Origin of the sequence: Klebsiella michiganensis (assembly GCA_000963575.1) — a bacterium.
In the GTDB taxonomy this organism is placed as follows: domain Bacteria; phylum Pseudomonadota; class Gammaproteobacteria; order Enterobacterales; family Enterobacteriaceae; genus Cedecea; species Cedecea michiganensis_A.
The window spans coordinates 595,920-620,536 of sequence record CP011077.1 but is presented as its reverse complement, the minus strand read 5'-3'; the positions used below and the strand labels follow the sequence as shown (position 1 = coordinate 620,536).

Genomic DNA, 24,617 nt, shown 5'->3' with positions numbered 1-24,617 from the left:
AAAAAGTTAGCAATCGGGCGGGCAAACGCCCGCCCAAAGGGATCACAGCATGTTTTTGCCGTAGTCCATGTCGGAAAGACCGAAGTACTTCGCTACCGTCTGGCCGATGTCGGCGAAGGTTTCGCGGTGGCCGAGAGAACCGGCTTTCACTTTCGGGCCGTAAATCAGCACCGGAATGTGCTCGCGAGTATGGTCGGTACCTTGCCAGGTCGGGTCACAGCCGTGGTCCGCGGTGAGGATCAGAATGTCGTCCTCTTTCAGCAGCGACATTAGCTCCGGCAGGCGGCGGTCGAACAGCTCAAGGCCGCCCGCGTAGCCTGCCACGTCGCGGCGATGGCCCCAGGAGGAGTCAAAGTCTACGAAGTTGGTGAACACGATAGTCTCGTCGCCGGCTTCTTTCATCTCTTTGATGGTCGCGTCGAACAATGCATCCAGGCCGGTTGCCTTCACTTTTTTGGTGATACCGCAGTTGGCGTAGATGTCCGCAATTTTACCCACGGAAACTACCTGGCCGTTTTTCTCGTCAACCAGCTTCTGCAGCACGGTGGCGGCAGGCGGTTCAACCGCTAAATCGTGACGGTTGCCGGTACGCTGGAAGTTGCCGGCTTTATCACCCACAAACGGACGCGCGATAACGCGGCCAATGTTGTAGCCACCTTCGGTCAGCTCTTCACGGGCGATTTCGCACAGCTCATAAAGCTTATCCAGGCCGTAGGTTTCTTCATGGCAGGCAATCTGGAACACGGAGTCAGCGGAGGTATAGAAAATCGGTTTCCCGGTTTTCATGTGCTCTTCGCCCAGCTCGTCCAGAATCACGGTCCCGGAAGAGTGGCAGTTGCCGAGGTAGCCCGGCAGGTTGGCACGCTTGACCAGTTTGTCCAGCAGTTCCTGAGGGAAGCTGTTTTCGTGGTCGCTGAAGTAGCCCCAGTCGAACAGAACCGGCACGCCGGCGATTTCCCAGTGGCCAGACGGGGTGTCTTTGCCGGAAGAAAGTTCGTGTGCCCAGCCGTAGGCACCGATAACTTCTGCGTTACCGTCCATACCTGCGGCCACTTTGCCAGTGGAGCCTTCATGAGCTTTGACCAGCCCAAGACGAGTCAGGTTAGGCAGGTTCAGGGGACCTTTACGGCCTTTGTCAGCTTCGCCTTTGGCACAAGCCTCCGCGATGTGACCGAGGGTATCAGAGCCGACATCTCCGAAGCGCTCTGCGTCTTCGGTAGCACCGATGCCGAACGAGTCCAGCACCATAATAAACGCACGTTTCATATTATTCTCCGTACCTTGTGCTCTATAAAATAGGGATCAGATCAGTATACCGTTATTCAGTGATTCGGCGATAGACCGTTGGTGTTTCCTGCGGTGCTTTTTCGTCAATCCTGATTGCCGCTTTCACCGCCTTCGCCGCGTCCTGCCAGCTGGCTTCGTCTTTCGCGTGGATCACCGCCAGCGGACGTTCGCCGTCGATTGATTCCCCCAGACGCGCCATATCGGTAAAGCCGACGCTGTAATCAATAGTGTCGGAAGCCTGGCGACGACCGCCGCCCATCGACACCACCGCCATGCCCAGCGCGCGGGTATCCATCGCGGAAACAAAACCGGACGTTTCGGCATACACCGCTTTGCTCAGCATTGCCGTCGGCAGGTACTTCGCATAATTTTCAACGAAGTCACTCGGGCCTTTCTGTGCGGCAACCATGCGGCCAAATACTTCGGCTGCCTTGCCGTTGTCCAGCCCGGCCTGAAGCTTCGCGCGGGCTTCCGTTTCGTCTTTAGCAAGCTTGCCGGAAATCAGCATTTCCACGCACAGCGCCATCGTCACATCAAACAGACGTGGGTTACGGTATTCCCCCGTCAGGAACTGCACCGCTTCGCGAACTTCTACCGCGTTGCCCGCGCTGGAAGCCAGTACCTGGTTCATATCAGTCAGCAGTGCGGTGGTCTTCACGCCCGCGCCGTTGGAAACGCCAACGATAGCCTCTGCCAACTGTGCTGAAAGCTCGTAAGTCGGCATAAATGCGCCGCTGCCTACTTTCACGTCCATCACCAGCGCGTCCAGCCCCTCGGCCAGTTTTTTCGCCAGAATGGAAGCCGTGATAAGCGGAATGGAATCCACCGTCGCGGTAATGTCGCGGGTGGCATAAAAACGTTTGTCCGCCGGTGCCAGCGAGCTGGTCTGGCCGATGATAGCCACCCCGACGTTCTTAATAATGTCCCGGAAGCCATTGTCGTCCGGGAAGATATCGAAGCCCGGAATCGCCTCCAGCTTGTCCAGCGTCCCGCCGGTGTGCCCCAGGCCACGGCCTGAAATCATCGGCACATAGCCACCGCAGGCCGCCACCATTGGGCCAAGCATTAGCGAAGTGACATCACCCACGCCGCCGGTGGAGTGTTTATCTACAATCGGCCCATTGAGATTAAGGCTTTTCCAGTCCAGCACGGTGCCGGAATCCCGCATCGCCATCGTCAGCGACACCCTTTCCGGCATGGTCATGTCGTGGAAGAAAATGGTCATCGCCAGGGCAGCAATTTGCCCTTCAGAGACAGTGTTATCGCGAATCCCGTTGATAAAGAAACGAATCTCTTCGTCGCTCAGTACCAGGCCATCACGTTTTTTACGAATAATTTCTTGTGCGAGAAACACGGCAACCCCCTAAGAAATGCGGGTGAAAGGCGGCGGAAAACCCGCCGCAAAGAAAGAATACTCAGGATAATTCGAGTCGCAGGACAAAACGCTTAGCGTTTTGAACCACGCTTGCACTGGCCCCTTGGGGTGAGGGAGTGCAGCTTACGCACCTGCGGCTTGAAGTATGACGAGTAATCAGTAGCTGCTGGCGCTTTTACCGTCGCCGTGGCCCAGCGCTTTCAGCAGGCTGGCTAACAGGCTGGACGCCCCAAAGCGGTAATGGCGGGAGTCGGCCCAATCGGCACCGAACAGATCGTCCGCGATAGCGAGGAACTGCGCAGCATCTTCAGCAGAACGAACGCCACCGGCCGGTTTGAAGCCTACGGTTTTTTCCACGCCCATGTCGCGGATCACTTCCATCATGATGCGAGCGCTTTCCGGCGTGGCGTTAACAGGTACTTTACCGGTCGAGGTTTTGATGAAGTCGGCCCCGGCTTTGATCGCGATGGCAGAAGCTTTACGGATCAGTTCTTCGGTTTTCAGCTCTCCGGTTTCGATGATCACTTTCAGCAGTACGTTAGCGCTGGCGCAGGCGTCTTTACACGCTTTCACCAGGTCGAAACCTACCTGCTCGTTACCGGCAATCAGCGCACGGTATGGAAAGACCACGTCCACTTCATCTGCGCCGTAAGCGATAGCGGCGCGGGTTTCTGCCAGCGCGATGTCGATATCGTCGTTACCGTGCGGGAAGTTAGTAACGGTCGCAATGCGGATGTCCGGCGTACCCTGCTCTTTCAGGGTTTTACGGGCAATTGGGATAAAACGCGGGTAGATACAGATTGCAGCGGTGTTACCGACGGCCGTTTTCGCCTGATGACACAGAGCGATGACTTTCTCATTAGTGTCATCCTCGTTCAGGGTAGTCAGATCCATCAGTTTCAGTGCACGCAGGCTGCTTTGGGTTAAATCGGTCATAACGCTCTCCAACAAAAGGTAAATAAGTCTCCGGCCTGGAAACTCAACACGTTGGAGCGGACTTGGTTCCTTGAAGAAGAGTGGTCACCAGGGTTCCCCTCACATTGAGATCCTTCTCACCGCACATTGCCGGTTGCAATGTTAGAATTCTAACACTCACCACCGATGCAATTTTGTGTCTCGCCTCACAAAAGCCAAAGCGGGAATTGCAAGATTTCATAGAGTATATGTGATTAAAGAAACAAAATAACGCGCTAAATTGCGCCGGGAAGCAAGAAAATGGCTGGCAGGGCGCCAGCCATCGGTTACCGCTTAATGTTATTATTATAACATTTCTGTTGCAGATTACAGCGCCAGGAAAAGCCCGGCGATAGTGGCACTCATCAGGTTGGACAGCGTCCCCGCCGCCACGGCCTTCATGCCCAGTTGAGCCACATCATGCCGACGGTTTGGCGCCATGCTGCCCAGGCCGCCGATCAGAATGGCGATAGAAGAAAGGTTAGCAAATCCACACAGTGCGAAGGAGATAATCGCCTTAGTATGGCCAGAAAGCACCTGCAGGCCCGCCGCAGCCACTTCGGCATCATCCTTCAGGTAAGCGCCGAAGTTCAGGTAGGCGACAAACTCGTTGATGATCAGCTTCTGGCCGATAAACGATCCGGCTACTGTCGCCTCACTCCACGGCACGCCAATCAGCCAGGCTACCGGTGAGAACACCCAGCCGAGCATCAATTCCAGCGAAAGTTGCGGATAGTTGAACCAGCCCCCGATGCCGGAAAGCATACCGTTCAGCAAGGCAATTAGCGCAACAAACGCCAGCAGCATCGCCCCGACATTCAGCGCCAGCTGCATCCCTGAGGCTGCGCCAGACGCCGCCGCATCCAGAACGTTAGCCGGGCGGTCGGGATCGTTTTTCATCGACTCCAGCTCCGGCGTGTCGTTCGGCGTTTCTGTCTCAGGCAGCATGATCTTGGCAAACAGCAGCCCGCCCGGCGCGGCCATAAATGACGCGGCTATCAGGTATTCCAGCGGCACGCCCATTTGTGCATAACCCGCCAGCACGGAGCCCGCCACGGAGGCAAGGCCACCGCACATCACGGCAAACAGTTCAGAACGGGTCATGGTCGAGATGTAAGGCCGAACCACAAGCGGGGCTTCAGTTTGCCCGACGAAGATATTCGCGGTTGCTGACAAGGATTCGGTACGCGAAGTTTTTAGCACCTTGCGTAAACCGCCGCCGAGGATGCGGATCACTAACTGCATCACGCCGAGGTAGTAAAGCACGGCAATAAGCGAGGAGAAGAAGACGATGATCGGCAGTACTCGCAGCGCGAAGATAAAGCCGCCGCCGCCAAAGACTTCAAACATTTTGTCAGAAACCAGCCCGCCAAACAGGAAGGAAATCCCTGAGTTGCCGTAGGCGATGACGTTCGCCACCCCTTCAGACATCGCGAGCAGGACTTTACGCCCGACGGGAACGTAAAGGATCAGCGCCCCGATACCGATCTGGATAAGCCACGCGCCAATGACTGTGCGCAGGTTGATCGCCTTGCGGTTGCTGGAGAGTAAAACGGCGATCAGCAGCAATGCCACCATGCCGATCAATCCCATGAGTATTTGCATACAGTATCCCTGTGTATCAACTGGAAAGATTCGGGCTTTAGCAGCCCCTTTTTAGCGCGCGGATTATAACCACAGGCATGGGAAAAGTGCCGGAGCAATCACGTATAGGACGAAATGTATAGAAACATTTACATAGCAAGGTGATGGAAGTCACACTTTGAGCGTGACTCATTAGAAGGCGAATAATTCGTCTGCGTTGTTTTTCAAGGCATTAGCAATGATTTCTGCTGGCTCGGGGCGTAATTCACACAGCGTGTCGAAGACCTTCGCCGCGCGTTCCGGGCGGTTGGGCTGCCCCTGCCAGCCGTTCAGCGGCATATCCGGCGCATCGGTTTCCAGCAACAGCGATGAAAGCGGCAGACGGGCCATCACATCCCGGGTTTTGCTGGCTCGCGGATAGGTGATGGTGCCGCCGACGCCAATCCGATAGCCCATCGCTATAAAACGTTCCGCCTGCTGCAAGCTACCGGCAAAACCGTGCACCACGCCGGTTCTGGGTAAATTATGGCGCTTCAGGTGCAGCGCCAACTTGTCGTGGGTACGACGGGAGTGAAGCAGCACCGGCAGATCGTAACGCTTCGCCAGCTTTAGCTGCTCGCCGAGGATAAATTCCTGCCTGTCGAACTGCGGATCTTCGCGATAAAGATCCAGCCCAATCTCCCCGATGGCGATAAGCTTCGCCGGTTTTTGCCGCAAAAGATCCTCTAACGCGGTAAGCCCCGCTTCATCATGCTTTTCAATCACAATCGGATGCATACCGAGGGCGGCATAAAGCGCCGGGTGCTTCTGCGCAAGCGCGAGTACGCGATTAAAACGTCCGGCTTCTATTGCGGGCACGATGATTTTACGCACCCCGGCCTCAGCGGCCAGCGCGAGACTGTGCTCTTCATCCCCGGTAAAGGGAGGAAAATCAAAGTGGCAATGGGTGTCGTAGAACGTAAAACTCACGCAAGATCCTCATTATCAAACGCGGCATCATTCGCCTGCAGGCCAGGATCTATCGGCTTAACCAGCGATTCGTTTGCCGCCGCCGTGGGAGAAATGACCAATGGGCCAGGCGTATTAATACGCGGCAGATGACGCCTTAACGGTGGCTTCGCCACCAGCAGCTTGCCAATGGTGGCCAGGAAATAGCGCCCGCACAAGCGCCCCGTTTGATAATCCGCCGTCAGCGAGGGCAAGCGGCTGCCCAGCGCGCTGCTTAGCAGCGCTTTCGGCGGATAAATCTCGAAGATTCGAAGTTTACCGGGCGGCTTCTCAATGAAACTTTGGATCTCACGGTAGCTTTCTTCGTGATGCTGCACCAGGTTCAAAAGCGGCTGTAGGCTGCTGTCACCCAACCAGCGCTCCATATGTTTGAACCACTGCGGCGTGTAGTACATCTGTGAAGGTACGGTGCGAATGACTACCAGCGTATCCGCCCCGCGATTGACCGCTTCCCGCACCGGTACCGCATCGCTGATGCCCCCGTCCTGATAGCTGACGCCGTCAATGTCCACGCCTGAGCGGTAAAAACCGGGAATGGCGCTGGAGGCTTTCAGCAAATTAAGCCAGCTATCCGCGGTCGGCGAAAAATAATTCGCCGCATAGTTATCGCTGCGGCAGGCACACATAAAGAACTCTTTTCCCTGCTCAAACAGCGGGTCAGCACTGGACATCGACAGGGGCAATCTGGCCGAGGTCGACTCAATCAGCCAGTCGAGATCGATCAGGTGACCTCCACGCGCAAAGCGTAGCGGATTGAAGAAGTCCCTCGTCGTGGTGAAGCGCGTAATGACGCGGCGCGCGTATCCCGGCTGATTGCAAACGTAGGCTGAGAGGTTCTGCGCCCCGGCTGAGGTGCCCAGAAACAGATCAAAGGGGTTGAATTCCGCGCGCATAAATTCGTCCAGAACCCCGGCCGTAAAGATCCCGCGCTGCCCGCCCCCTTCACAAATCAGTGCGAGTTTTCCAGGACGAAAAGGTTTGCTCGCCAGCGGCGCAATATTGCCGAGCGTAACGGGTATACGATTTCCCACCCTGCTTTCCTGAATTCTGTTGTTATGAGTTTCTACCCTATACCCATAGCGCGCTAAGTAAAACGGCGAAAGCCAGTCACGGGGACTGGCTTTTGTATCGGCATGTTACTTAATGACTGTTGCTAAGGACGTCTGCGCCCCATAAACAGGCTGACCAGGAACAGAATGATCCCGACAATAAAGACGATTTTTGCAGCACCTGCTGCGGTACCCGCCAGACCACCGAAGCCCAGGGCCGCAGCGATCAAAGCTATAACCAGAAAAATAATGCCCCAACGAAACATAGACTCTCCTTAACCATAGTGAATCTTATCGCTTCTTCACGAGCGCCGAATGGCTCACCCGCAGGCGATAATGTATAAGGGTGGTGCTTATCGCTTCCCGGCACGAGTCCAGGAAGCCATTTCGGGTGCTGCTTTACTTCACTTTCAGATCGTTTTTAACGCTTTTTACGCCTTCGACAGCTTTGGCAATGCTTTCAGCCTTCTCAGACTGGGCGGCGGACTTCACCTCACCGGACAGCTGAACCACTCCGTCCGTGGTTTCCACTTTTACATGGCGGGACGGCACAATGCTGTCGGCCAATAATTTCGCTTTGATCTCGCTGGTTGTGGCCGCATCACCGGCATAACCTTTCACCGACTGCGTTTTAGCGTCGCGAACGTGAAGTTTGTCGCTAACCGAGGTCACGCCTTCCACTTTTTTCGCCGTGGCGACAGCCTGCTCGGCCTGCGCCTGGCTCTCGACAAAACCGCTCAGGGTGACCACTTTATTGTCGGTTTTGACCGAAATGTCGGTACTTTTGATGTTTTTATCGTCAACCAGTGCTGCTTTAACTTTCGCTGTGATGCCGCTGTCGTCCATGAAATTACCGACTTTAGTCATTGAGCTATCGATTTTTTTCCCTGCGCTATCAGCGGTGGATTCCGTTTTATTGAGCAGAGTGTCTTCGGCAAAGGCGCTGGTGCTTGCCAGTACAGAACCCAACACAACCGCCAGCAGAGTTTTTGAAATCTTAGTCGTAGTCATCGATTAATTCCTGTAGGTTTGCTCATCATTTGAGCTTTCTCGTTTCCCGTAAGCTGAAAAAATCAGCTATTAATATTGAGATGACCTGAGGAAACGCTAACAAGACACCAGAAAATGATTAATTCCCGGAGCTTTCGTCCAATAAAAATGTCATCACTTTGTTAAATATAGATCACAATCATAAAAGTGCATGACGTGTTGATGGAAAAAGCAGCAATGACGCAGGATTAGCAGGAAATTAAGAGGATTCTGCAAGGGATTCAAAAGACAGGGAAAGTGAGAAGAGCGCGGCGAACGCCGCGCTCTGACTGACAATTAATGCTCGCGCGTTTTACGGAAGGTAACGTCAGGGTAACGTTCCTGAGTAATGTTCAGGTTTACCATCGTTGGTGCGATATAGGTCAGGTTGTCGCCGCCATCCAGCGCCAGCTGAACTTCGTTTTTGCGTTTGAATTCTTCAAACTTCTTAACGTCGTTCCCTTCAACCCAACGCGCCGTCGCCACGTTGACCGATTCGTAAATCGCTTCCACGTTGTATTCGCTTTTCAGGCGAGCAACGACCACGTCGAACTGCAGAACCCCGACCGCGCCAACGATAAGATCGTTGTTGGCAATAGGACGGAACACCTGCACGGCACCTTCTTCAGACAGCTGAACCAGGCCTTTAAGCAACTGCTTCTGCTTAAGCGGATCGCGCAGACGAATGCGGCGGAACAGTTCCGGGGCGAAGTTCGGAATGCCGGTGAACTTCATCATCTCACCCTGGGTAAAGGTGTCGCCTATCTGAATCGTGCCGTGGTTGTGCAGGCCGATAATATCGCCCGGATAAGCTTCTTCCACGTGAGAACGATCCCCGGCCATAAAGGTCAGTGCGTCAGAAATAATGACGTCTTTGCCGATACGTACCTGGCGCAGCTTCATGCCCTTTTCATACTTACCGGACACGACGCGCATAAAAGCGACGCGGTCACGGTGTTTCGGGTCCATGTTGGCCTGGATCTTAAAGACGAAACCGGTGAACTTCTCGTCCGCAGCTTCCACCAGACGAGTGTCGGTTTTACGCGGCATCGGGGCCGGCGCCCACTCCACCAGGCCATCCAGCATGTGGTCAACGCCGAAGTTACCCAGCGCGGTCCCGAAGAATACCGGGGTAATTTCACCGGCCAGGAACAGCTCGTGATCGAATTCGTTGGAAGCGCCCTGCACCAGTTCCAGCTCGTCGCGCAGCTGCTGAGCGAGATCTTCCCCCACCGCAGCGTCGAGTTCCGGGCTGTTCAGCCCTTTCACGATGCGCACTTCCTGGATCGTGTGGCCTTTACCGGTCTGATAGAGGTAGGTTTCATCTTTATAAAGATGGTAAACCCCTTTGAACAGCTTGCCGCAGCCGATTGGCCAGGTGATTGGCGCACAGCCGATCTTCAGCTCGCGCTCAACTTCATCCAGTACTTCCATCGGATCGCGAATATCGCGGTCCAGTTTGTTCATAAAGGTGATGATCGGCGTGTCACGCAGACGGGTGACTTCCATCAACTTACGGGTACGATCTTCTACCCCTTTTGCGGCATCGATAACCATCAGGCAGCAGTCAACGGCTGTCAGGGTACGGTAGGTATCTTCGGAGAAGTCTTCGTGTCCCGGGGTATCCAGCAGGTTTACCAGGCTGTCGCGATACGGGAACTGCATCACCGAGGTGGTGATCGAGATCCCACGCTGTTTTTCCATCTCCATCCAGTCGGATTTAGCGTGCTGACTTGAGCCACGGCCTTTTACCGTCCCGGCGGTCTGGATCGCCTGTCCGAACAGCAGTACCTTTTCGGTGATGGTCGTTTTACCGGCATCCGGGTGAGAAATAATGGCAAAAGTGCGGCGTTTAGCCACCTCTTGCAAATAAGGAGACAAAGTCATAATTACATCTTCTGTAAGTGCGCGCGGCCTTGAGCCACGCGGCGAGTGAACGTTATTTGGCGGCTATTTTACCCATCATTGCGGGTTTAACAATCAACAATCATGGCTTACACAGCAGTTGCTCCAGTTCACTTAGCGAGGTGACCTGCCAGGTCGGTTCAATCCCTTCCGGCGCGGTGCGCCCGTGGGCGTTAAGCCAGCAGGTTGCTATCCCGGCATTCATGCCGCCAAGAATGTCGGACTCTGCCGTGTCGCCGACCATCAAAACGCGGTCGCGCGGAGGCTGTTTCATCTGCTCGAAGGTATAGTCGAAAATGCGGCGATCGGGTTTTGCCACCCCAACCTGCTCGGAAATCACCAGCAGATCGAAATAGTCACGCAGGCCGGTACGCTCAAGGCGGATCTGCTGGAGTGCGGTAAAACCGTTGGTGATGATGCCAAGTTTGGCCTTGCCTTTAAGCGCGTTCAGAAGAGAAACGGCTCCGGGCAACGGGGCGCAAATCTCGGCCATGGCGGATAAAAAGGCGTCGTTAAGCTCAGCTGACGGCACATTCAGCCGCCCTGCCCAGTCCTCAAAACGCCTGAGCTGCAGCTGCAGCGCGGTAATCGCCCCGTTCTGGTAGTCTACCCACAGCGGCTTGTTTACCGCCTGGTACTCCTGGAAATCATCTGCAGTAAAGGTCACGCTGTAATCGAGAAACATGCGCTGCAAACCGCCGAACGCGTCAAAAGTAAACAGCGTTTCGTCCGCATCAAATAAAATCCAGTCCCAGTTCATCCACACACCTTTTAAAAATTAACCGAGGGGGAGCGCCATAACTATCGCGTCTTCCCGACCTTCTTTTGCAGGATAATAATTGCGACGCACCGTCGCTTCGTTAAAGCCCAGGTTTTCGTATAGCGTCCTCGCCGCAACGTTAGAGGCTCGAACCTCCAGCCACAGCGTAAAGACATCCCGCTTCTCAAGCTCAGCAATGAGATGCTCAAGCAGCGCTTTCCCAAGCCCTTGCCGCTGATATGCCGGATCGACCGCAATATTAAACAACGTGGCCTCGTCGAGAATGACCTGCGTTATTGCAAAAGCGGCAAACTGGCCATCAACGTCCAGCCGTAAATTGAAGTAGCGCTCGCCCTGATTGCTGGCAAAGGTTTTTTCACTCCAGGGAAAAGCGTGACTGCGCAGCTCGATGGCATACGCCGCAGCTATGTCATTCGGCGTCAGGGAAGATATCGTGTTCATGTTCGCAAATCTGTTGCCACAGCGCCTGTCGCGCGTTGCCATTGTGATAAAGCTCATCAAGCGCCGGGGACGTCAACTGAGCGCCGTTCAGCGTTAAGGGCTGCTCAACGCCAAGGCGCCAGCTATTGCAGCGACTATCGGACGGCATCATCGCAACGCGATCCGGCGTCAGCTGCATCACTTGCTCAGGGCTTAACGCCATACTGCGCAAAATGTCCCTCACCAGAGGATCGTTCAAGGCCGGTGGCGTCTCGGCGACCATCACCAAACGCACGCCCGCGGGCAAAGAGACCGCAATTTCACCCTGTAAAGCCGCCGGACGACGCAGCACCCACTGGGTAATACCCAGTTGCTGTAACTGCCAGTCGCGTCGGGAAGGGGAAGTCATAGCGAAACCTGTCGAGAGCGTAATTCGGGCGGCAAATATAGCAAATTCATCGAATCCACGCCATTAAAGCTCTATAATCCACGCTCTGATTTTCCAGGAGCAATTTGATGAGTGCGTTTACCCCGGCGAGTGAAGTACTGCTGCGCCACAGCGATGATTTTACCGAGAGCCGTGTGTTGTTTGCCGGTGACATGCAAGACGACCTGCCGGCGCGTTTCGACACCGCCGCCAGCCGCGCCCACACCCAGCAATTCCACCACTGGCAGGTATTAAGCGCGCAGATGGGTGAGAACGCACGATATGGCCTGCTGGCCGGTGCGGATGACGTTGCCGACAGCAATACGCTGATCTACTACTGGCCGAAAAACAAGCCGGAAGCTCAGTTCCAGTTGATGAATATTCTGTCACTAATGCCGGCTGGCACCGACGTTTTTGTCGTCGGCGAAAACCGCTCTGGCGTTCGCAGCGCAGAACAAATCCTGGCTGAAGTTTGCCCGCTGACAAAAATCGACAGCGCGCGCCGTTGCGGTCTGTACCACGGCCGCCTTGAACAGCAACCGGCATTTGATGAAAACAGCTGGTGGGGCGAATACCCTCATGAAGGGATGACGGTGAAAACCCTGCCGGGCGTCTTTAGCCGCGACGGCCTGGATACCGGCAGCAAACTGCTGCTTTCCACGCTGACGCCGCACACCAAAGGCAAAGTGCTGGACGTTGGCTGCGGCGCGGGCGTGCTGGCGATTACTCTCGCCAGCCACTCACCAAAAGTTCGCCTCACGCTGAGCGACGTCAGCGCGCCTGCGGTGGCCGCCAGCCGTGCAACCCTTGCCGCTAACGGCATTGAAGGGGAAGTGATCGCCAGTAACGTCTACTCGGAAATCAACGGCCGTTTCGACATGATCATCTCCAACCCACCTTTCCACGACGGGATGCAGACAAGCCTCGACGCGGCGCACCAGCTTATTCGCGGTGCGGCCCGTCATTTGAATATGGGCGGCGAATTGCGCATCGTGGCAAACGCCTTCCTTGCGTACCCGAACGTGCTGGACGAAGTGTTTGGCAGCCATGAAGTTATTGCTCAAACCGGCCGCTTTAAAGTCTACCGCGCCGTGCTGACCCGAGCGGGTAAAAAGCGCTAAACGCGTTAAGGTGCCGCTTTTTGCATCAGTCAGGAAAGCGGCACCAAATTAAGTGTTGACGAAGCTCAGAAAACATCTAGAATGCGCCTCCGTGGTTGTGATACTTCGGTATTACAGGTATGCGAAGGTGGCGGAATTGGTAGACGCGCTAGCTTCAGGTGTTAGTGTTCTTACGGACGTGAGGGTTCAAGTCCCTCTCTTCGCACCAACACAACCACGAAAGATATCGTTCGCACTGCGCGAAGGTGGCGGAATTGGTAGACGCGCTAGCTTCAGGTGTTAGTGTTCTTACGGACGTGAGGGTTCAAGTCCCTCTCTTCGCACCAATGCGAAGGCGATATCAAAACTCTTCAGATGCAAATCTGAAAACTGTGCGAAGGTGGCGGAATTGGTAGACGCGCTAGCTTCAGGTGTTAGTGTCCTTACGGACGTGAGGGTTCAAGTCCCTCTCTTCGCACCACTTCTTATGAAGTGACTCTCCTTATCTTCCCCTGCTTGTTTATCTCATCGATCCAAAATTCATTATAATCAACAGCAATCCGCTGGCAAATGCTACGCACGATGGCAGCAAAACAAAGTGTCTCAATGTCTTGTGATACAGCATCAGTGCCGTTGCCAACAGCCCTACGACCACCAGCCCGCGCCACTGGCTGAAACTGAGATCCAAACAGGCAAGCAGCGCCACGGCAAGCCCAGCCACCATTATACTCCAGCCACCTTCGAGTCGTCTTTGCAGCATCTTCACGCCCCACAATGATAATGATAACCAATATCATATGATAGATTTTCTCAATTGTCAGCGTGAAAACGTGTGCAGCCTATGGTTGAAATAGCCAAGGTTGACGCGTCATTTAATGACAGATTTTCAGTAAGGTGATAGATTGAGCACCGGCTTTAGTTTGCCTTATAAAAATTCCAATAGTTGCCAGAAAAGCCGATAACTCGCTTTTCATTGATACGACACACACAACACCTGACGCCCTTACCCAAGACACAATCGTTCTATGACAGCCCAAACCTGGCGAGCCTTACTCAAAGCAAAGCAGCAGCTTTCTTTACGTTTATTTTTGCTGCTCAATGCCCTGGCAGCCGCTTTTTCGATGCTCTTTCCGCTCCATTCGGCAGGGCGCATAACGCCGGCCGTTGTCGCCATTCTGCTCATCAGCCTGACGCTGCTTGGCTGGCAGATGATGAACAAAAAGCAATTGATTAACCTGAATTTTGTCTCTTTATTTCTCGGGTTATTCTGGGCCATGCATATTTTCATTAAAAACGCGGCTATCGGGGATCTGGACACCTCATTTCTGGTGATTAGCCTGATGTCGGTGCTTTTTATTGGCGCCATTTCATTTATTAATAATATCGTGGCTTTCCTGCTGCACAGTCTGCCCGTTGCGCTGGTCGTACTTTGGCTGGGCAACGTTGACCAATGGCTCCGAGTGATTTATTCCATTGCTCTGCCCGCCATCGGTATCACTATTCAGCATATTATTCAGAAGCGTAATGACCGTTTCACCCAGCGGCTGATGAATAAATTACTCGAAGAAAAAGAGACGCTGACCGACCTCAGCATGCTCGATCCTTTAACCGGCCTGTACAACCGCCGCGGCTTTCAAAACCGCCTCGAACATATTCAGGCGTCCGGTCACGGTAGCCACTACGTTTTGCTGCTGGACATCGACCACTTCAAGTCCTACAACGACCACTACGGCCATGCGATGGGCGATCAGGCCCTGATCCGCGTTTCGGCGGCAATTCGCGATGCCGTGCGTTCAAGGGATATTGTCACGCGCTACGGCGGGGAAGAGTTCATGATTATGCTCACCAACATCGATGCTGAACGTGCCATGCAGTCGGCGGAAAGGATCCGCCAGCGCGTTTTCGATTTGGACATTCCGCATATGTTTAATAACCAGGTCGCCACCAACGTTACCGTCAGTATCGGACTTGCCCCCTTCGTCGAAGGCAGCGTAGACGATGCCCTGAGCCTCGCAGACAAAGCCCTTTATCAGGCGAAAAATCGCGGGCGAAATAGCATCCTGACGACCGAAACGATCGCCGTGAACTAATCTTTTCCTCAAAAATAACGTGGTTGAATACGGTCAGCTTGTTGTTCATATTTCAGACAACAACAAGATGCCGCTAACGGCAATGTTATATATCTCTGAGGAATAATAATGGCTAATGTTTTCCCTGCTCTCATCGTAGTTCCCGTACTTTTGCTTACCGCCTGCGCCAGCAATAACGCCAGCAGGCTGCAGGTCAAAGGCCAACCGCTAACCAGCGATCCGGCCTATGTCCTGCAGCACCTCATCCCTATGCTGCCGATAACCAGCGGGTGCCGAGAGAAACCTAAATCCGTCGCGGTCGCCCTGGTCAGTAAATCAGAGGACATCCGCACCAATGCCGCCGGAACGGCGCTGATTTCGGGCTCCGCTAAAGAGGCGTGGAATTTTGACGCCTGTGGTCATACTATCCCGATGTTTGTCACCTATTCCTTCTTCCCGGACGGCAAAACGGCATATAAATTCGCCGCCAAATAGTCCCTGGATCGCAAAAACCGCCATCGCTCAGCGGTGGCGTTGAAATCACCTTGCCAGAGATTTTTGCCACGGTTAGTATTGCTAATCATTATCATTTAGATTAAGTACTGACGAGAGTATGGCGCTTCACTCCCCCCGGCTCAGCCATGACAGCGGGTGCTTTGTTCCTCCCTGGTCCCCTGCGGCAAGCCCGCTGGCAGAGTCTCTGCGCGAGTATTTTGCCGCTCATCGCCCGTACTTCAACGACATCATAAAGTTAAACGAACCGGTTCCCGTCACAGCAATGACGCTAAGTGAGTGGCAACGCCCCGCCACGCTAACATCTCTGTTGGCGGCCTACGGCGACCATATCTATCGTAACCAGCCTCAACTTTCCCGCGAGCACAAGCCGCTGAAGTCCCTGTGGGCACAATGGTACATCGGCCTGTTAGTGCCGCCGGTGATGATGGCATTGCTGACCCAGCCTAAAGCGCTGAACATCGCTCCTCAGCAGATGCGGGTTGAGTTCCACACAACGGGCCGGGCGCAATGTTTCTGGATTGAGGTGGCTGAAGATTGCCAGGCAAGCAAACTGCCGCTCCACCTGCGGCTGGAGCAGTTCATCGTTGACGGTTTGATGCCCATTGTCGCAGCGCTGGAGGCCAGCGGAGAGATCAATGCCCGGCTTATCTGGAGCAACACTGGCTACCTGGTAAACTGGTTCCTCGGGGAGTTGAAGCCGCTGCTGGATGAACAGAGTCTGGCGGCACTGGTGCAAGCCTGTTTCTTTGAAAAACAGCTGTCATGCGGCAGAGAAAATCCGCTTTACCGGACGGTTATTTCGCGTGAAGGGATTCTGGTGAGGCGTACCTGCTGTCAGCGCTATAAGCTGCCTGATGTCCAGCCCTGCGGCGACTGCACCCTGAAATAGCAAACGGCGGGTTTCCCCGCCGTTCATACTTTAGTTCAACCATTAAGCCAGCTGCTGGCTTCCTTCCTCACTTGCTCTTTGTGCCTCTTCTTTTTCCTGCTCCAGCAGCTGCTTCTCGTACACTTTGAAGAACGGGAAGTAGATGATGGACGACACGCAGGCCAGCAGAATCACCAGAATTGCCGCCCGGAAGTCCCAGCCCAGCGCCCAGGCTGCGCCAATTGGCGCCGGAGCCGTCCACGGTACAACGGAGATCACGCGACCAATCAGATCCAGCTTCATCGCTCCCCAGGCCAGCACGGCGTTAACCATTGGCGCCAGCAGGAACGGAATGAAGAACACCGGATTCATAACAATCGGCGTACCAAAGATAACCGGCTCGTTAATGTTAAAGCAGGTTGGCACGATGCTAAGACGGCCAATAGAGCGCAGGTGGGCAGATTTACTGCGCAGATAGCAGATAACCAGCCCCATTGTTGCCCCGGAACCGCCGACCACAATGAAGAAAGTCCAGAATGCTTCCATAAAGATATGCGGCAGAGGTGCCCCGGCAGCCAGCGCGCCCTGGTTAAGGCCCAGGTTAGTCAGCCAGAACATCTGCAGCATCCCGGAAACAATCGCCGCCCCGTGAATACCCGCAAACCACAGCAGGTGAGCAATTAACACCGCGAGCAGAATCGCCGGCAGAGAATCCGCGGCGGACACCAGCGGTTTGAACAGCGCCATAATTGCCTGTGGGATCAGCATATCGAACTGGGACTGAATAAACAGGCTCAGCGGATACAGCGTGAGCACCACGACCAGTACCGGGATCAGCAGATCAAAGGAGTTTTTGATCATCGGTGGTACCTGGTCCGGCAGTTTTATGCCGATGTTGTGGGCCTTCAGAAAGCGCATCATTTCTACACAGTAAATCGCCACCAAAATGGCGGTGAAGATCCCGGTCCCACCAAGGCTATCCACCGGCAGCGTGCCTTTGGTTTTCGGAGCAGCAACCACCAGAAAAGCCATCAGCGATAGCATCGCGCACATGAAAGGATCAAGCCCGTGCGATTTCACGTAGTGTTTGCCGAGGTTGTAGGCAATCGCCGCACAAATGTAGATAGACATGATGCCCATCGTCATATCAAACGGCGTTAAAATCTGCCCCTCAAACTGCTTCGCCAAATCGAGCCAGGCGCGGGCAAAGCCCCAGGTGGTGGTTGGCGAAAACGGCGGATAAGCAAAAACCAGCAGGAACGAGCCGACAATCATAAACGGCATCGCGGAAATGAAGCCGTCGCGAATGGCCATCACGTGACGCTGTGAAGAAATGCGGCCGGCTATCGGGCTAACGTAGTTCTCAACAAAACGAAAAATTAAATTAAATGCAGCATGGTTGGAAGACATAGTGGCTCTCCTGTCAGGCTATCAACGCGAGTGCATCGGCGAGAATTCTGTCGCCGCGCATCATTCCGTAATCCATAGAGTTAATGACCGTGACCGGGATCCGTTTGGGGGCGGCCTGAGCCTTAAAATCTTCCAGACGGTATTTGATCTGCGGACCGAGTAAACAGCAATCAAATTCAGGCATAACATCCGTGAACTCTTCGATACCCACCGCCTTGATCTCAACCTCAATCTGTTGATCCTGGGCGGCCTGTTTCATCCTGTTCACGACCATACTGGTAGACATACCAGCGGCACAGCATAAAAGGATACGTTTCATAGACGACTCTTATTATTAGGTACAGGGGGTGGTTACAGGATGCAGTATTCCTCGCGGAATTTATTACTGCAACCGGTTACCGTAACCGGTTTCAGTGATTGTGAAGGAGATCCAGAAATTTCTGACAAGGCGGGTATGAGATAAGTATAAGCGGTTTACAGAAAGCACAAGCTTATGCGAAATTATTTGCCACCTGGATCAGGAGAAAATCATGAGTTTGCAGTCCGTGCGGCAATTCTTCGCCGACCATGCCCCCGATATTGATATCATCGAGCTAAGCCAAAGCACCGCGACCGTCGCTCTTGCCGCTGCCGCCCACAATGTGGCCCCCGGGCAAATAGCCAAAACGCTCTCATTAAAGGTCAAAAACGACATAATTCTGATCGTCGCCAGGGGCGATGCACGCCTTGATAATAAGAAACTTAAAGAAGCATTTGGCGCCAAAGCACGTATGCTCAGCAGCGATGAAGTGGTGAACTGGACCGGACATCCGGTGGGAGGCGTTTGCCCTTTCGGGCTGGAAAACCCGCTGGCGGTGTTCTGCGATATCTCACTCCGCCAGTACGATGAAGTACTGCCCGCCGCAGGGGCCATCCACAGCGCCGTCCGCATTTCACCTGAACGTATGGCCGAACTCACCCACGCCAAATGGGTGGATGTTTGTCAGTAAGTTTGCTGCAGCCGGAGGCAAAAGACTTTCGGCTCAGTTAACGCTCCAGCCCGGTGATACGCTTGCGATACTCATCCGGCGTTTCCTGGGTTAAGCGGCGGAACATAGTAATAAACGCCGATGAACTACCGTACCCCAGCTCAAAGGCGATATTCTCCACGGTCCATCCCTCGGCCAGCAAAGGCATCGCTTTCACAATTCTTAACCTCTGCCGCCACTCCGCCAGCGTCATACCCAGCTCCCGCTGGCAACGTCTCATCAACGTTCGCTCACTGGTATTGGCAAAAGCCGCCAACGCCGCCACGGAGCGGCTATCGCCTGGGTTTTGTTCCAGGACGTTAAGCACCCGCTGAACCACAGGATCGTCCGATCCGGGCAAATAGTTTCCCACCCTTTCGGCCTTAATCAGCCTATCAACCAGCACACGCAGGAACCGCGACTCCTCTTCAGAAGGAGGGATACCCGGCGGGTTAAGGTGCAAATGCTCGAGCATCGCCCGGACGAGGGGCGTGATAGCCATAACGGTAACCTGCTGCGGAAGCGCTGCGCACTCAGCGACACTGACATATACGGAGCTGTGCCACGCCTCCATCCGATTTTGCGCAAGATGCTGCGTGTCCGGCGGCAGCCAGATACCGTACTGAGACGGCACCACATAGTGCCCACCGGCATACTGCACCTCCACGACGCCGCTTACCGCCGAGACAAACTCCCCCCAGGGGTGGCTATGTTCCAGATACAACCCGTGCGCGGGCATCGGCGCGCTGCGGAAGTACAGCGTGGCCGGCAGTTCGCCGGTAAAAGGCGCGATAAGTATGCTGGGTGTTTTCTTTGGCACGGATGTCAGCCTTCAAAGTCGTCAACAAAAGATTGACCGAAACGCACAATGGCATGGCGGTTTCTCACTATATCAATCATATCGACCGGACTGATAATGCGTTTTTCGGGAGAAAACGCATGTCCAGATACCAAACAATAGATCGCCTGGCCGTCGCCGGGATGGCCACTCTCTGTCTGATATGGAGTTTGCAGCAGCCGGGGCTGAAAGCTACGGCTGGGGATGCCAGCCCCATCTTACAAATTGCCATACGCTCCGGGATAGGCGCGGGGCTGGTAGCACTTTTTATCCTGCTCAGGAGAGAGAAAATCCAGTACGTGTCTCTGCCCTGGCTTGCCGGCGCGGGGGCCGGACTGCTGTTTGCGCTGGAGTATCTATTTTTAGGTATTGGCCTGGGTTACACCAGCGCCGCGCACGGCGTAGTATTTCTCTATACTGCGCCGCTATTTGCCGCCGTGGGTCTGCACTTCACGCTGCATTCTGAGCGTTTAACACCGGTACAATGGTTCGGGATCGTCCTGGCATTTATCGGTGTGGTTGTCACTTTTTCAGCCCCTGATGGTGGCCATTCATCACTTTTCGGCGATCTTCTTTGCCTGGCTTCCGGTGCCTCATGGGGCGCAACCACCGTGTTAGTTCGTACCTCCCGCCTGGCCCAGGTTTCCGCCGCCCAAACGACGCTGTTCCAGCTTGCGGGGGCTTTTATTGTGCTGCTTGTCGCTTCGTTCCTGTTAGGGCAAACCCGCTTTAACCCAACGCCGCTGCTGCTTGCCAATATGGTCTTTCAGTCGGTGGTTGTCTCCTTCCTGAGCCTGCTTATCTGGTTTGCGTTGCTGAGGCGCTACCAGGCTTCTGCACTCGGCGCCTTCTCTTTTGTGACGCCGCTGCTCGGGGTGGTGTTTGGCGCCTGGTTACTAAATGAAAAGATAAACTCTGGTTTTCTGCTGGGATCGGTTTTCGTCATCGGCGGCATTGTCTGCGTGAGCTGCAATCAATGGCTGGAAAAAGTAATAGTCTTTCATCGCCGGGGATAGTGAATCAAAGCTTGATCTGACGCGCCTAATGAAGCGATGCGCTCATGTTAAATGGATAAACGTTAAGCGTATTTCATTCTCTTTGGTCAGGATCAAGCATGCAGTCAGATGTTACTTCCCAGCGGGACGTCACTCGTTTATGTATTCAATGCGCGCTCTTTTTACTGCAGCACGGGGCAGAAAGCGCGCTGGTAGAGGAGCTTTCAACCCGCCTTGGCAAAGCGCTGGGGATGGACAGCGTGGAAAGCTCAATCTCCGCTAACGCCATTGTGCTTAGCACCATTAAAGACAATCAGTGCCTGACCACCACCCGCAAAAATAACGATCGCGGGATCAACATGCACGTTGTGACCGAAGTACAGCACATCGTGATCCTCACCGAACACAAACTGCTGGATGCCAGGGACGTTCTTAAGCGCTTCGAACATATCAAACCGTTGCGCTACCCGCGCTGGCTGGTCGTCCTGATGGTGGGCCTCTCCTGCGGCTGCTTCTGTAAACTGAACAACGGTGGCTGGGACGGGGCGTTGGTCGCCTTTATCGCCAGTTCGCTGGCGATGTATGTGCGCCAGCTCCTCACCCATCGCCAGCTTCATCCACAGATCAATTTTTGCATCACCGCGTTTGTCGCCACCAGCGTTTCAGGGCTACTTATCGCCAAAGGCCCGTTTGCCGCCACATCCAATATTGCTATGGCCGCAAGCGTGCTATTACTCGTCCCAGGTTTCCCACTGATCAACGCCGTGGCCGACATGTTCAAAGGCCACGTTAACACCGGGCTGGCTCGCTGGGCGATGGCCAGCCTGCTGACGCTGGCGACATGCATTGGCGTGGTGATGGCAATGGCGATATGGGGGCTAAGAGGATGGGCGTAATCGAGTTTGTTCTGGCCCTGCTCCAGGATATGGCGCTGTCTGCCGTTCCGGCGGTGGGCTTTGCGTTAGTCTTTAACGTGCCTCAGCGCGCCCTGCCCTGGTGTGGCCTGCTCGGCGCCATCGGCCACGGCTCGCGTATGGCGATGATGACGGCAGGTTTGAACATCGAATGGAGCACGTTTCTGGCGTCAATTCTGGTCGGCATCATTGGTATTCAGTGGTCGCGCTGGTATCTGGCTCATCCTAAAGTCTTCACCGTTGCGGCCGTCATTCCCATGTTTCCGGGGATCTACGCCTACACCGCGATGATCTCGGCGGTAAAACTAACGCACTTTGGCTACAGCGATCCGCTGATGATCCAGCTGGTGACCAACTTCCTGAAGGCATCATTTATTGTGGGGGCGCTGTCGATTGGCCTCTCGCTGCCGGGACTGTGGCTTTATCGCAAGAAGCCCCGGGTATGATCGCGCGGACAAAAATGCACAAAATAAAATTTGCTATTTAATCGTGCACTACCTATATTGAGAAACATGAAGAAGACATCAACCGAAACGAACGCCCTGCTACTGGACAACCAGCTTTGCTTCGCGCTCTACTCCGCCAACCTGGCGGTGAACAAGCTCTACCGCCAGCTGCTTGCGCCGCTGCAGCTCACCTATCCGCAATATCTGGTGATGCTGGTGCTGTGGGAGCAGGACGATGTCACGGTGTCGCAAATCGGCGAACGGTTGTTTTTAGATTCAGCCACCTTAACGCCTCTGCTCAAACGCCTGGAAAGCGCCGGACTCTTATTACGTCAGCGCTCTCGCGAAGATGAGCGTCAGGTTGCCGTGACGCTGACTCAGGAAGGCAAGGCACTGCAGGAAAAAGCATTGGGTATTCCAGACTCCGTGCGCTGCGCTTCCGCTTGTAGCGTGGACAGTATGCTGGCGCTAAAGGCGCAGTTGGAAACCTTGCGCAGTAATTTAAATACGTAATAATTAATCGTCGATATTATCGGCGATTTTTAAAACACCATATAAATCGCACGCTATTTTATAGCACATACCAAATGTAAGATGAGGAACCTGCCATGTCTTTAGAAAAAGTCGTTTATACCGCAAAAGCCAAAGCTACCGGTGGCCGTGAAGGTCGCGCCACCTCCTCCGACGGCGTGCTGGACGTCAAGCTGGGCCTGCCAAAAGAGATGGGCGGCGCAGGCGGTGAAGTCACCAACCCTGAGCAACTGTTCGCTGCGGGTTACTCTGCATGCTTCCTGGGCGCGATGAAGTTTGTCTCCGGCCGCGACAAAATCGCCATGCCGTCCGACGCTTTCATCGAAGGGGAAGTCGGCATCGGGCCATTGCCAACCGGGTTCGGTATCGAAGCGAAGCTGAACATTCACCTGCCGGGTATGGATGCAGCCGAAGCGAAAAAACTGGTCGATGCGGCACACATCGTTTGCCCATACTCCAACGCAACCCGCGGCAATATCGATGTGACCCTGAACATCATCAACTGATGTGACAAGCCGGGGAAACCCGGCTAATAGTTGCTGACAAAGAGGGAAAAAGCGTAGTTTTCCCTCTTCGTGGTTTTCAGTTGAAAATCAATGAATTGATTTTCCTTGTTTATTTTAATCATGCTGTCCGGTATTTCTTCTGTCACTGTGGGTTTATCAGCCGTTTGCAGCCGTGGAAATCCGGCTTATTTGCCCCCTGCCCGGTTTAAGACAACTCTCAATCCCCCTGCTTCCCCTCTAAGCGCTATACTCTCGCCTGAAATCTCCTGCACCGCAGGCAAACAAAGCGAGTATCTCAAGATGAAAGCAAGGAATAAAACGCTCTGCGCAATGGCGCTGGCAGCAGCCTTTTTCGCCGGCGAGGCTTCGGCAGCAAACTGGCAGGAACAACTTTCCAGCGCCGCCAATGAACTGAGCAAAAGCGGCAGTGCAACCACCGGCAGCGGCACTCAGAACGGCGGTCTTTCTCTCTCTTCACTGACCAGCCTGCTGAACGGCAACAACAAGTCTCTCAGCTCAGGCACAATGACCAATGCGGCCGGCATCATAGAGTACTGCGCGAAGAACAAACTGGCTTCTGTCACCAATACCGATAACATCAAAAACCAGCTAATGACCAAACTGGGGCTGGAAAACAGCACCAAGCCAGCTGAAAAACAGGACTACAATCAGGGGTTAATGGGCTTGCTGAATACGGCCAATGGCCAGAAGCTAGACCTGAACAGCATTGGCAACTCCCCGCTGGCCGAAAAGGTAAAAACCAAGGCCTGCGATCTGGTGCTCAAACAGGGTATGAATTACCTGTCGTAACGGCACAAAAAAATGGCCTCTGCTAAGAGGCCATTTTTCTTTAGTTTGCCAGCGAGCAGCTGTAGTCCAGCATCTCTTCCGCCGAACCCTGGTTACCCCCCAGCAGCTGACGAGGGTTGGCTAACAGCACCACATCCCCTTTCGCCGTTACAACCCGCGCCAGGCCAAAGTTTTCCATCTCATCCCCCTGAGCCTTCACGTACTCCGCCAGCACGATGAACGGGTTAGCATCTGCCGGGACTTTTCTCGCCAGATATTTATGGCCGAGGATCTCCGCCCCAAACGGCTGCCACCGATCATCCACTTTGTCAGCAAGTTGGTTAATGGATTGATAGACCTCGGGGCGCAGGCAGGACAAGTGAATGTGCAGCTGATTCTGAGAACGTCCGTAGCGGGAATTGATCGCCAGCACCAAATCATCATCTCTCACCGCTTTTGTGGTTTCATCCAGCAGATAATGACGATTGTCCCACGCGTCCAGGAAGTAGTTTGGCGCCCCGCTTTCGAGGATCTTCGGGCTCTCAATGCCGGTAATTTTGTCCGTCGGCATCAGCAGCGTATGCAGCGGGCCTTTTGCATCTTTGAACACCAGGTAGCGCCCGGCCAGATCGACTTTCAGACAAGGCGCAGGCGAGTTGTTCTGCTGCTGATTGGGAATGCACTGCTGGCTGATGATATTCCAGAGGGCATCACTGTGGCGATGCAGCAGCCACAGGCGAATAGCGACGGCGGCCACCAGCAAAATCAGCAGCACAACCACCACGCGCAGGATCTTTTTCATGTCAGGT

General features: G+C 54.3%; 27 protein-coding genes and 3 tRNA genes. 14 read left to right on the top strand and 16 right to left on the bottom strand.

Annotation, left to right across the window (positions count from 1 at the left end; genetic code table 11):
- Window positions 1-42: 42 nt before the first annotated feature.
- From VW41_02995 to VW41_02945, 11 genes are all read right to left on the bottom strand, one after another.
- Window positions 43-1,266, bottom strand: a complete 1,224-nt coding sequence (locus VW41_02995) for a phosphopentomutase (GenBank protein AJZ88083.1) — start codon at window positions 1,264-1,266, stop codon at window positions 43-45.
- 52 nt (window positions 1,267-1,318) lie between these two features.
- Window positions 1,319-2,641 (bottom strand): thymidine phosphorylase, encoded by a 1,323-nt coding sequence (locus VW41_02990; GenBank protein AJZ88082.1) that lies wholly within the window; start codon window positions 2,639-2,641, stop codon window positions 1,319-1,321.
- Between the two features lie 177 nt (window positions 2,642-2,818).
- Entirely contained in the window at window positions 2,819-3,598 is a 780-nt protein-coding gene (locus tag VW41_02985; GenBank protein ID AJZ88081.1) for a deoxyribose-phosphate aldolase, read from the bottom strand.
- Between the two features lie 345 nt (window positions 3,599-3,943).
- Window positions 3,944-5,221 carry a nucleoside transporter NupC gene (locus VW41_02980; protein ID AJZ88080.1) on the bottom strand — a complete coding sequence of 426 codons (1,278 nt, stop codon included), beginning with the start codon at window positions 5,219-5,221 and terminating at the stop codon, window positions 3,944-3,946.
- Between the two features lie 171 nt (window positions 5,222-5,392).
- Window positions 5,393-6,169 carry a deoxyribonuclease YjjV gene (locus tag VW41_02975; protein ID AJZ88079.1) on the bottom strand — a complete coding sequence of 259 codons (777 nt, stop codon included), beginning with the start codon at window positions 6,167-6,169 and terminating at the stop codon, window positions 5,393-5,395.
- A complete protein-coding gene (locus VW41_02970) occupies window positions 6,166-7,239 on the bottom strand; it encodes a hypothetical protein (protein ID AJZ88078.1) in 1,074 nt (357 codons plus the stop codon). Before VW41_02970 ends, VW41_02975 begins: the two co-directional genes overlap by 4 nt.
- A 417-nt stretch (window positions 7,240-7,656) precedes the next feature.
- A complete protein-coding gene (locus VW41_02965; GenBank protein AJZ88077.1) occupies window positions 7,657-8,268 on the bottom strand; it encodes a periplasmic protein in 612 nt (203 codons plus the stop codon).
- A 315-nt stretch (window positions 8,269-8,583) separates the two neighbouring features.
- A complete protein-coding gene (prfC, locus tag VW41_02960) occupies window positions 8,584-10,173 on the bottom strand; it encodes a peptide chain release factor 3 (protein AJZ88076.1) in 1,590 nt (529 codons plus the stop codon).
- A 100-nt stretch (window positions 10,174-10,273) separates the two neighbouring features.
- Window positions 10,274-10,951, bottom strand: a complete 678-nt coding sequence (locus VW41_02955) for a dUMP phosphatase (GenBank protein AJZ88075.1) — start codon at window positions 10,949-10,951, stop codon at window positions 10,274-10,276.
- Between the two features lie 18 nt (window positions 10,952-10,969).
- Window positions 10,970-11,413 carry a ribosomal-protein-alanine acetyltransferase gene (rimI, locus tag VW41_02950; GenBank protein ID AJZ88074.1) on the bottom strand — a complete coding sequence of 148 codons (444 nt, stop codon included), beginning with the start codon at window positions 11,411-11,413 and terminating at the stop codon, window positions 10,970-10,972.
- Entirely contained in the window at window positions 11,382-11,801 is a 420-nt protein-coding gene (locus VW41_02945) for a DNA polymerase III subunit psi (protein AJZ88073.1), read from the bottom strand. The genes rimI and VW41_02945 overlap by 32 nt, the downstream gene beginning before the upstream one ends.
- A gap of 107 nt (window positions 11,802-11,908) precedes the next feature.
- On the opposite strand from VW41_02945, the gene rsmC reads away from it, so the two are divergent.
- From rsmC to VW41_02925, 4 genes are all read left to right on the top strand, one after another.
- Window positions 11,909-12,940, top strand: coding sequence for a 16S rRNA methyltransferase (gene rsmC / locus VW41_02940; protein ID AJZ88072.1), 1,032 nt, complete (start codon window positions 11,909-11,911; stop codon window positions 12,938-12,940).
- A gap of 121 nt (window positions 12,941-13,061) precedes the next feature.
- Window positions 13,062-13,148 (top strand) — tRNA-Leu (locus tag VW41_02935).
- Between the two features lie 31 nt (window positions 13,149-13,179).
- Window positions 13,180-13,266, top strand: a tRNA-Leu gene (locus VW41_02930).
- Between the two features lie 47 nt (window positions 13,267-13,313).
- A tRNA-Leu gene (locus VW41_02925) sits at window positions 13,314-13,400 on the top strand.
- A gap of 4 nt (window positions 13,401-13,404) precedes the next feature.
- Here VW41_02925 and VW41_02920 read toward each other — a convergent pair.
- The gene (locus VW41_02920) at window positions 13,405-13,716 is read right to left on the bottom strand and encodes a hypothetical protein (protein AJZ88071.1); all 312 of its coding nucleotides are present in this window, start codon (window positions 13,714-13,716) and stop codon (window positions 13,405-13,407) included.
- Window positions 13,717-13,944: 228 nt separating this feature from the next.
- Between VW41_02920 and VW41_02915 the strand changes: the two genes are divergently transcribed.
- The 3 genes from VW41_02915 (at window position 13,945) to VW41_02905 (ending at window position 16,393) form a co-directional block, all read left to right on the top strand.
- Window positions 13,945-15,009, top strand: a complete 1,065-nt coding sequence (locus VW41_02915; protein ID AJZ88070.1) for a diguanylate cyclase — start codon at window positions 13,945-13,947, stop codon at window positions 15,007-15,009.
- A gap of 108 nt (window positions 15,010-15,117) precedes the next feature.
- Window positions 15,118-15,483, top strand: a complete 366-nt coding sequence (locus tag VW41_02910) for a hypothetical protein (protein ID AJZ88069.1) — start codon at window positions 15,118-15,120, stop codon at window positions 15,481-15,483.
- Window positions 15,484-15,601: 118 nt separating this feature from the next.
- Window positions 15,602-16,393, top strand: a complete 792-nt coding sequence (locus tag VW41_02905) for an iron reductase (GenBank protein ID AJZ88068.1) — start codon at window positions 15,602-15,604, stop codon at window positions 16,391-16,393.
- 42 nt (window positions 16,394-16,435) lie between these two features.
- Here the strand turns inward: VW41_02905 and VW41_02900 are convergent, their stop codons facing one another.
- Complete coding sequence (locus VW41_02900) at window positions 16,436-17,782, bottom strand: cytochrome C biogenesis protein CcmF (GenBank protein AJZ88067.1); 1,347 nt, start codon at window positions 17,780-17,782, stop codon at window positions 16,436-16,438.
- A 13-nt stretch (window positions 17,783-17,795) separates the two neighbouring features.
- Entirely contained in the window at window positions 17,796-18,101 is a 306-nt protein-coding gene (locus tag VW41_02895) for a PTS cellobiose transporter subunit IIB (protein ID AJZ88066.1), read from the bottom strand.
- A gap of 211 nt (window positions 18,102-18,312) precedes the next feature.
- Here VW41_02895 and VW41_02890 point away from each other — a divergent pair, with 211 nt between their 5' ends.
- A complete protein-coding gene (locus VW41_02890) occupies window positions 18,313-18,771 on the top strand; it encodes a prolyl-tRNA synthetase (GenBank protein ID AJZ88065.1) in 459 nt (152 codons plus the stop codon).
- 37 nt (window positions 18,772-18,808) lie between these two features.
- On the opposite strand, the gene VW41_02885 is transcribed toward VW41_02890, so the two are convergent.
- A complete protein-coding gene (locus tag VW41_02885; GenBank protein ID AJZ88064.1) occupies window positions 18,809-19,609 on the bottom strand; it encodes an AraC family transcriptional regulator in 801 nt (266 codons plus the stop codon).
- A 119-nt stretch (window positions 19,610-19,728) separates the two neighbouring features.
- Here VW41_02885 and VW41_02880 point away from each other — a divergent pair, with 119 nt between their 5' ends.
- The 6 genes from VW41_02880 (at window position 19,729) to VW41_02855 (ending at window position 23,829) form a co-directional block, all read left to right on the top strand.
- Window positions 19,729-20,643, top strand: coding sequence for a membrane protein (locus VW41_02880; protein AJZ91834.1), 915 nt, complete (start codon window positions 19,729-19,731; stop codon window positions 20,641-20,643).
- A 98-nt stretch (window positions 20,644-20,741) separates the two neighbouring features.
- A complete protein-coding gene (locus VW41_02875) occupies window positions 20,742-21,518 on the top strand; it encodes a membrane protein (GenBank protein AJZ88063.1) in 777 nt (258 codons plus the stop codon).
- On the top strand, window positions 21,509-21,982 hold the full coding sequence (locus VW41_02870; GenBank protein AJZ88062.1) for a hypothetical protein: 474 nt from the start codon (window positions 21,509-21,511) through the stop codon (window positions 21,980-21,982). Before VW41_02875 ends, VW41_02870 begins: the two co-directional genes overlap by 10 nt.
- A 66-nt stretch (window positions 21,983-22,048) precedes the next feature.
- Window positions 22,049-22,495 (top strand): MarR family transcriptional regulator, encoded by a 447-nt coding sequence (locus tag VW41_02865; GenBank protein AJZ88061.1) that lies wholly within the window; start codon window positions 22,049-22,051, stop codon window positions 22,493-22,495.
- Window positions 22,496-22,590: 95 nt separating this feature from the next.
- On the top strand, window positions 22,591-23,019 hold the full coding sequence (locus VW41_02860; GenBank protein AJZ88060.1) for an organic hydroperoxide resistance protein: 429 nt from the start codon (window positions 22,591-22,593) through the stop codon (window positions 23,017-23,019).
- 300 nt (window positions 23,020-23,319) lie between these two features.
- Entirely contained in the window at window positions 23,320-23,829 is a 510-nt protein-coding gene (locus tag VW41_02855; protein ID AJZ88059.1) for an endopeptidase, read from the top strand.
- 40 nt (window positions 23,830-23,869) lie between these two features.
- Here VW41_02855 and VW41_02850 read toward each other — a convergent pair whose 3' ends face one another.
- On the bottom strand, window positions 23,870-24,610 hold the full coding sequence (locus VW41_02850) for a CDP-diacylglycerol pyrophosphatase (GenBank protein ID AJZ88058.1): 741 nt from the start codon (window positions 24,608-24,610) through the stop codon (window positions 23,870-23,872).
- Between the last annotated feature and the right edge of the window lie 7 nt (window positions 24,611-24,617).

Excerpts from the sequence above, each read along its gene's own strand:
- VW41_02995 (AJZ88083.1), bottom strand. The coding sequence starts at position 1,266 with ATGAAACGTGCGTTTATTATGGTGCTGGACTCGTTCGGCATCGGTGCT.
- VW41_02985 (AJZ88081.1), bottom strand. The coding sequence starts at position 3,598 with ATGACCGATTTAACCCAAAGCAGCCTGCGTGCACTGAAACTGATGGAT.
- VW41_02980 (AJZ88080.1), bottom strand. The coding sequence starts at position 5,221 with ATGCAAATACTCATGGGATTGATCGGCATGGTGGCATTGCTGCTGATC.
- VW41_02965 (AJZ88077.1), bottom strand. The coding sequence starts at position 8,268 with ATGACTACGACTAAGATTTCAAAAACTCTGCTGGCGGTTGTGTTGGGT.
- prfC (AJZ88076.1), bottom strand. The coding sequence starts at position 10,173 with ATGACTTTGTCTCCTTATTTGCAAGAGGTGGCTAAACGCCGCACTTTT.
- VW41_02955 (AJZ88075.1), bottom strand. The coding sequence starts at position 10,951 with ATGAACTGGGACTGGATTTTATTTGATGCGGACGAAACGCTGTTTACT.
- rimI (AJZ88074.1), bottom strand. The coding sequence starts at position 11,413 with ATGAACACGATATCTTCCCTGACGCCGAATGACATAGCTGCGGCGTAT.
- VW41_02945 (AJZ88073.1), bottom strand. The coding sequence starts at position 11,801 with ATGACTTCCCCTTCCCGACGCGACTGGCAGTTACAGCAACTGGGTATT.
- rsmC (AJZ88072.1), top strand. The coding sequence starts at position 11,909 with ATGAGTGCGTTTACCCCGGCGAGTGAAGTACTGCTGCGCCACAGCGAT.
- VW41_02920 (AJZ88071.1), bottom strand. The coding sequence starts at position 13,716 with ATGATATTGGTTATCATTATCATTGTGGGGCGTGAAGATGCTGCAAAG.
- VW41_02915 (AJZ88070.1), top strand. The coding sequence starts at position 13,945 with ATGACAGCCCAAACCTGGCGAGCCTTACTCAAAGCAAAGCAGCAGCTT.
- VW41_02910 (AJZ88069.1), top strand. The coding sequence starts at position 15,118 with ATGGCTAATGTTTTCCCTGCTCTCATCGTAGTTCCCGTACTTTTGCTT.
- VW41_02905 (AJZ88068.1), top strand. The coding sequence starts at position 15,602 with ATGGCGCTTCACTCCCCCCGGCTCAGCCATGACAGCGGGTGCTTTGTT.
- VW41_02900 (AJZ88067.1), bottom strand. The coding sequence starts at position 17,782 with ATGTCTTCCAACCATGCTGCATTTAATTTAATTTTTCGTTTTGTTGAG.
- VW41_02895 (AJZ88066.1), bottom strand. The coding sequence starts at position 18,101 with ATGAAACGTATCCTTTTATGCTGTGCCGCTGGTATGTCTACCAGTATG.
- VW41_02890 (AJZ88065.1), top strand. The coding sequence starts at position 18,313 with ATGAGTTTGCAGTCCGTGCGGCAATTCTTCGCCGACCATGCCCCCGAT.
- VW41_02880 (AJZ91834.1), top strand. The coding sequence starts at position 19,729 with ATGTCCAGATACCAAACAATAGATCGCCTGGCCGTCGCCGGGATGGCC.
- VW41_02875 (AJZ88063.1), top strand. The coding sequence starts at position 20,742 with ATGCAGTCAGATGTTACTTCCCAGCGGGACGTCACTCGTTTATGTATT.
- VW41_02870 (AJZ88062.1), top strand. The coding sequence starts at position 21,509 with ATGGGCGTAATCGAGTTTGTTCTGGCCCTGCTCCAGGATATGGCGCTG.
- VW41_02865 (AJZ88061.1), top strand. The coding sequence starts at position 22,049 with ATGAAGAAGACATCAACCGAAACGAACGCCCTGCTACTGGACAACCAG.
- VW41_02860 (AJZ88060.1), top strand. The coding sequence starts at position 22,591 with ATGTCTTTAGAAAAAGTCGTTTATACCGCAAAAGCCAAAGCTACCGGT.
- VW41_02855 (AJZ88059.1), top strand. The coding sequence starts at position 23,320 with ATGAAAGCAAGGAATAAAACGCTCTGCGCAATGGCGCTGGCAGCAGCC.
- VW41_02850 (AJZ88058.1), bottom strand. The coding sequence starts at position 24,610 with ATGAAAAAGATCCTGCGCGTGGTGGTTGTGCTGCTGATTTTGCTGGTG.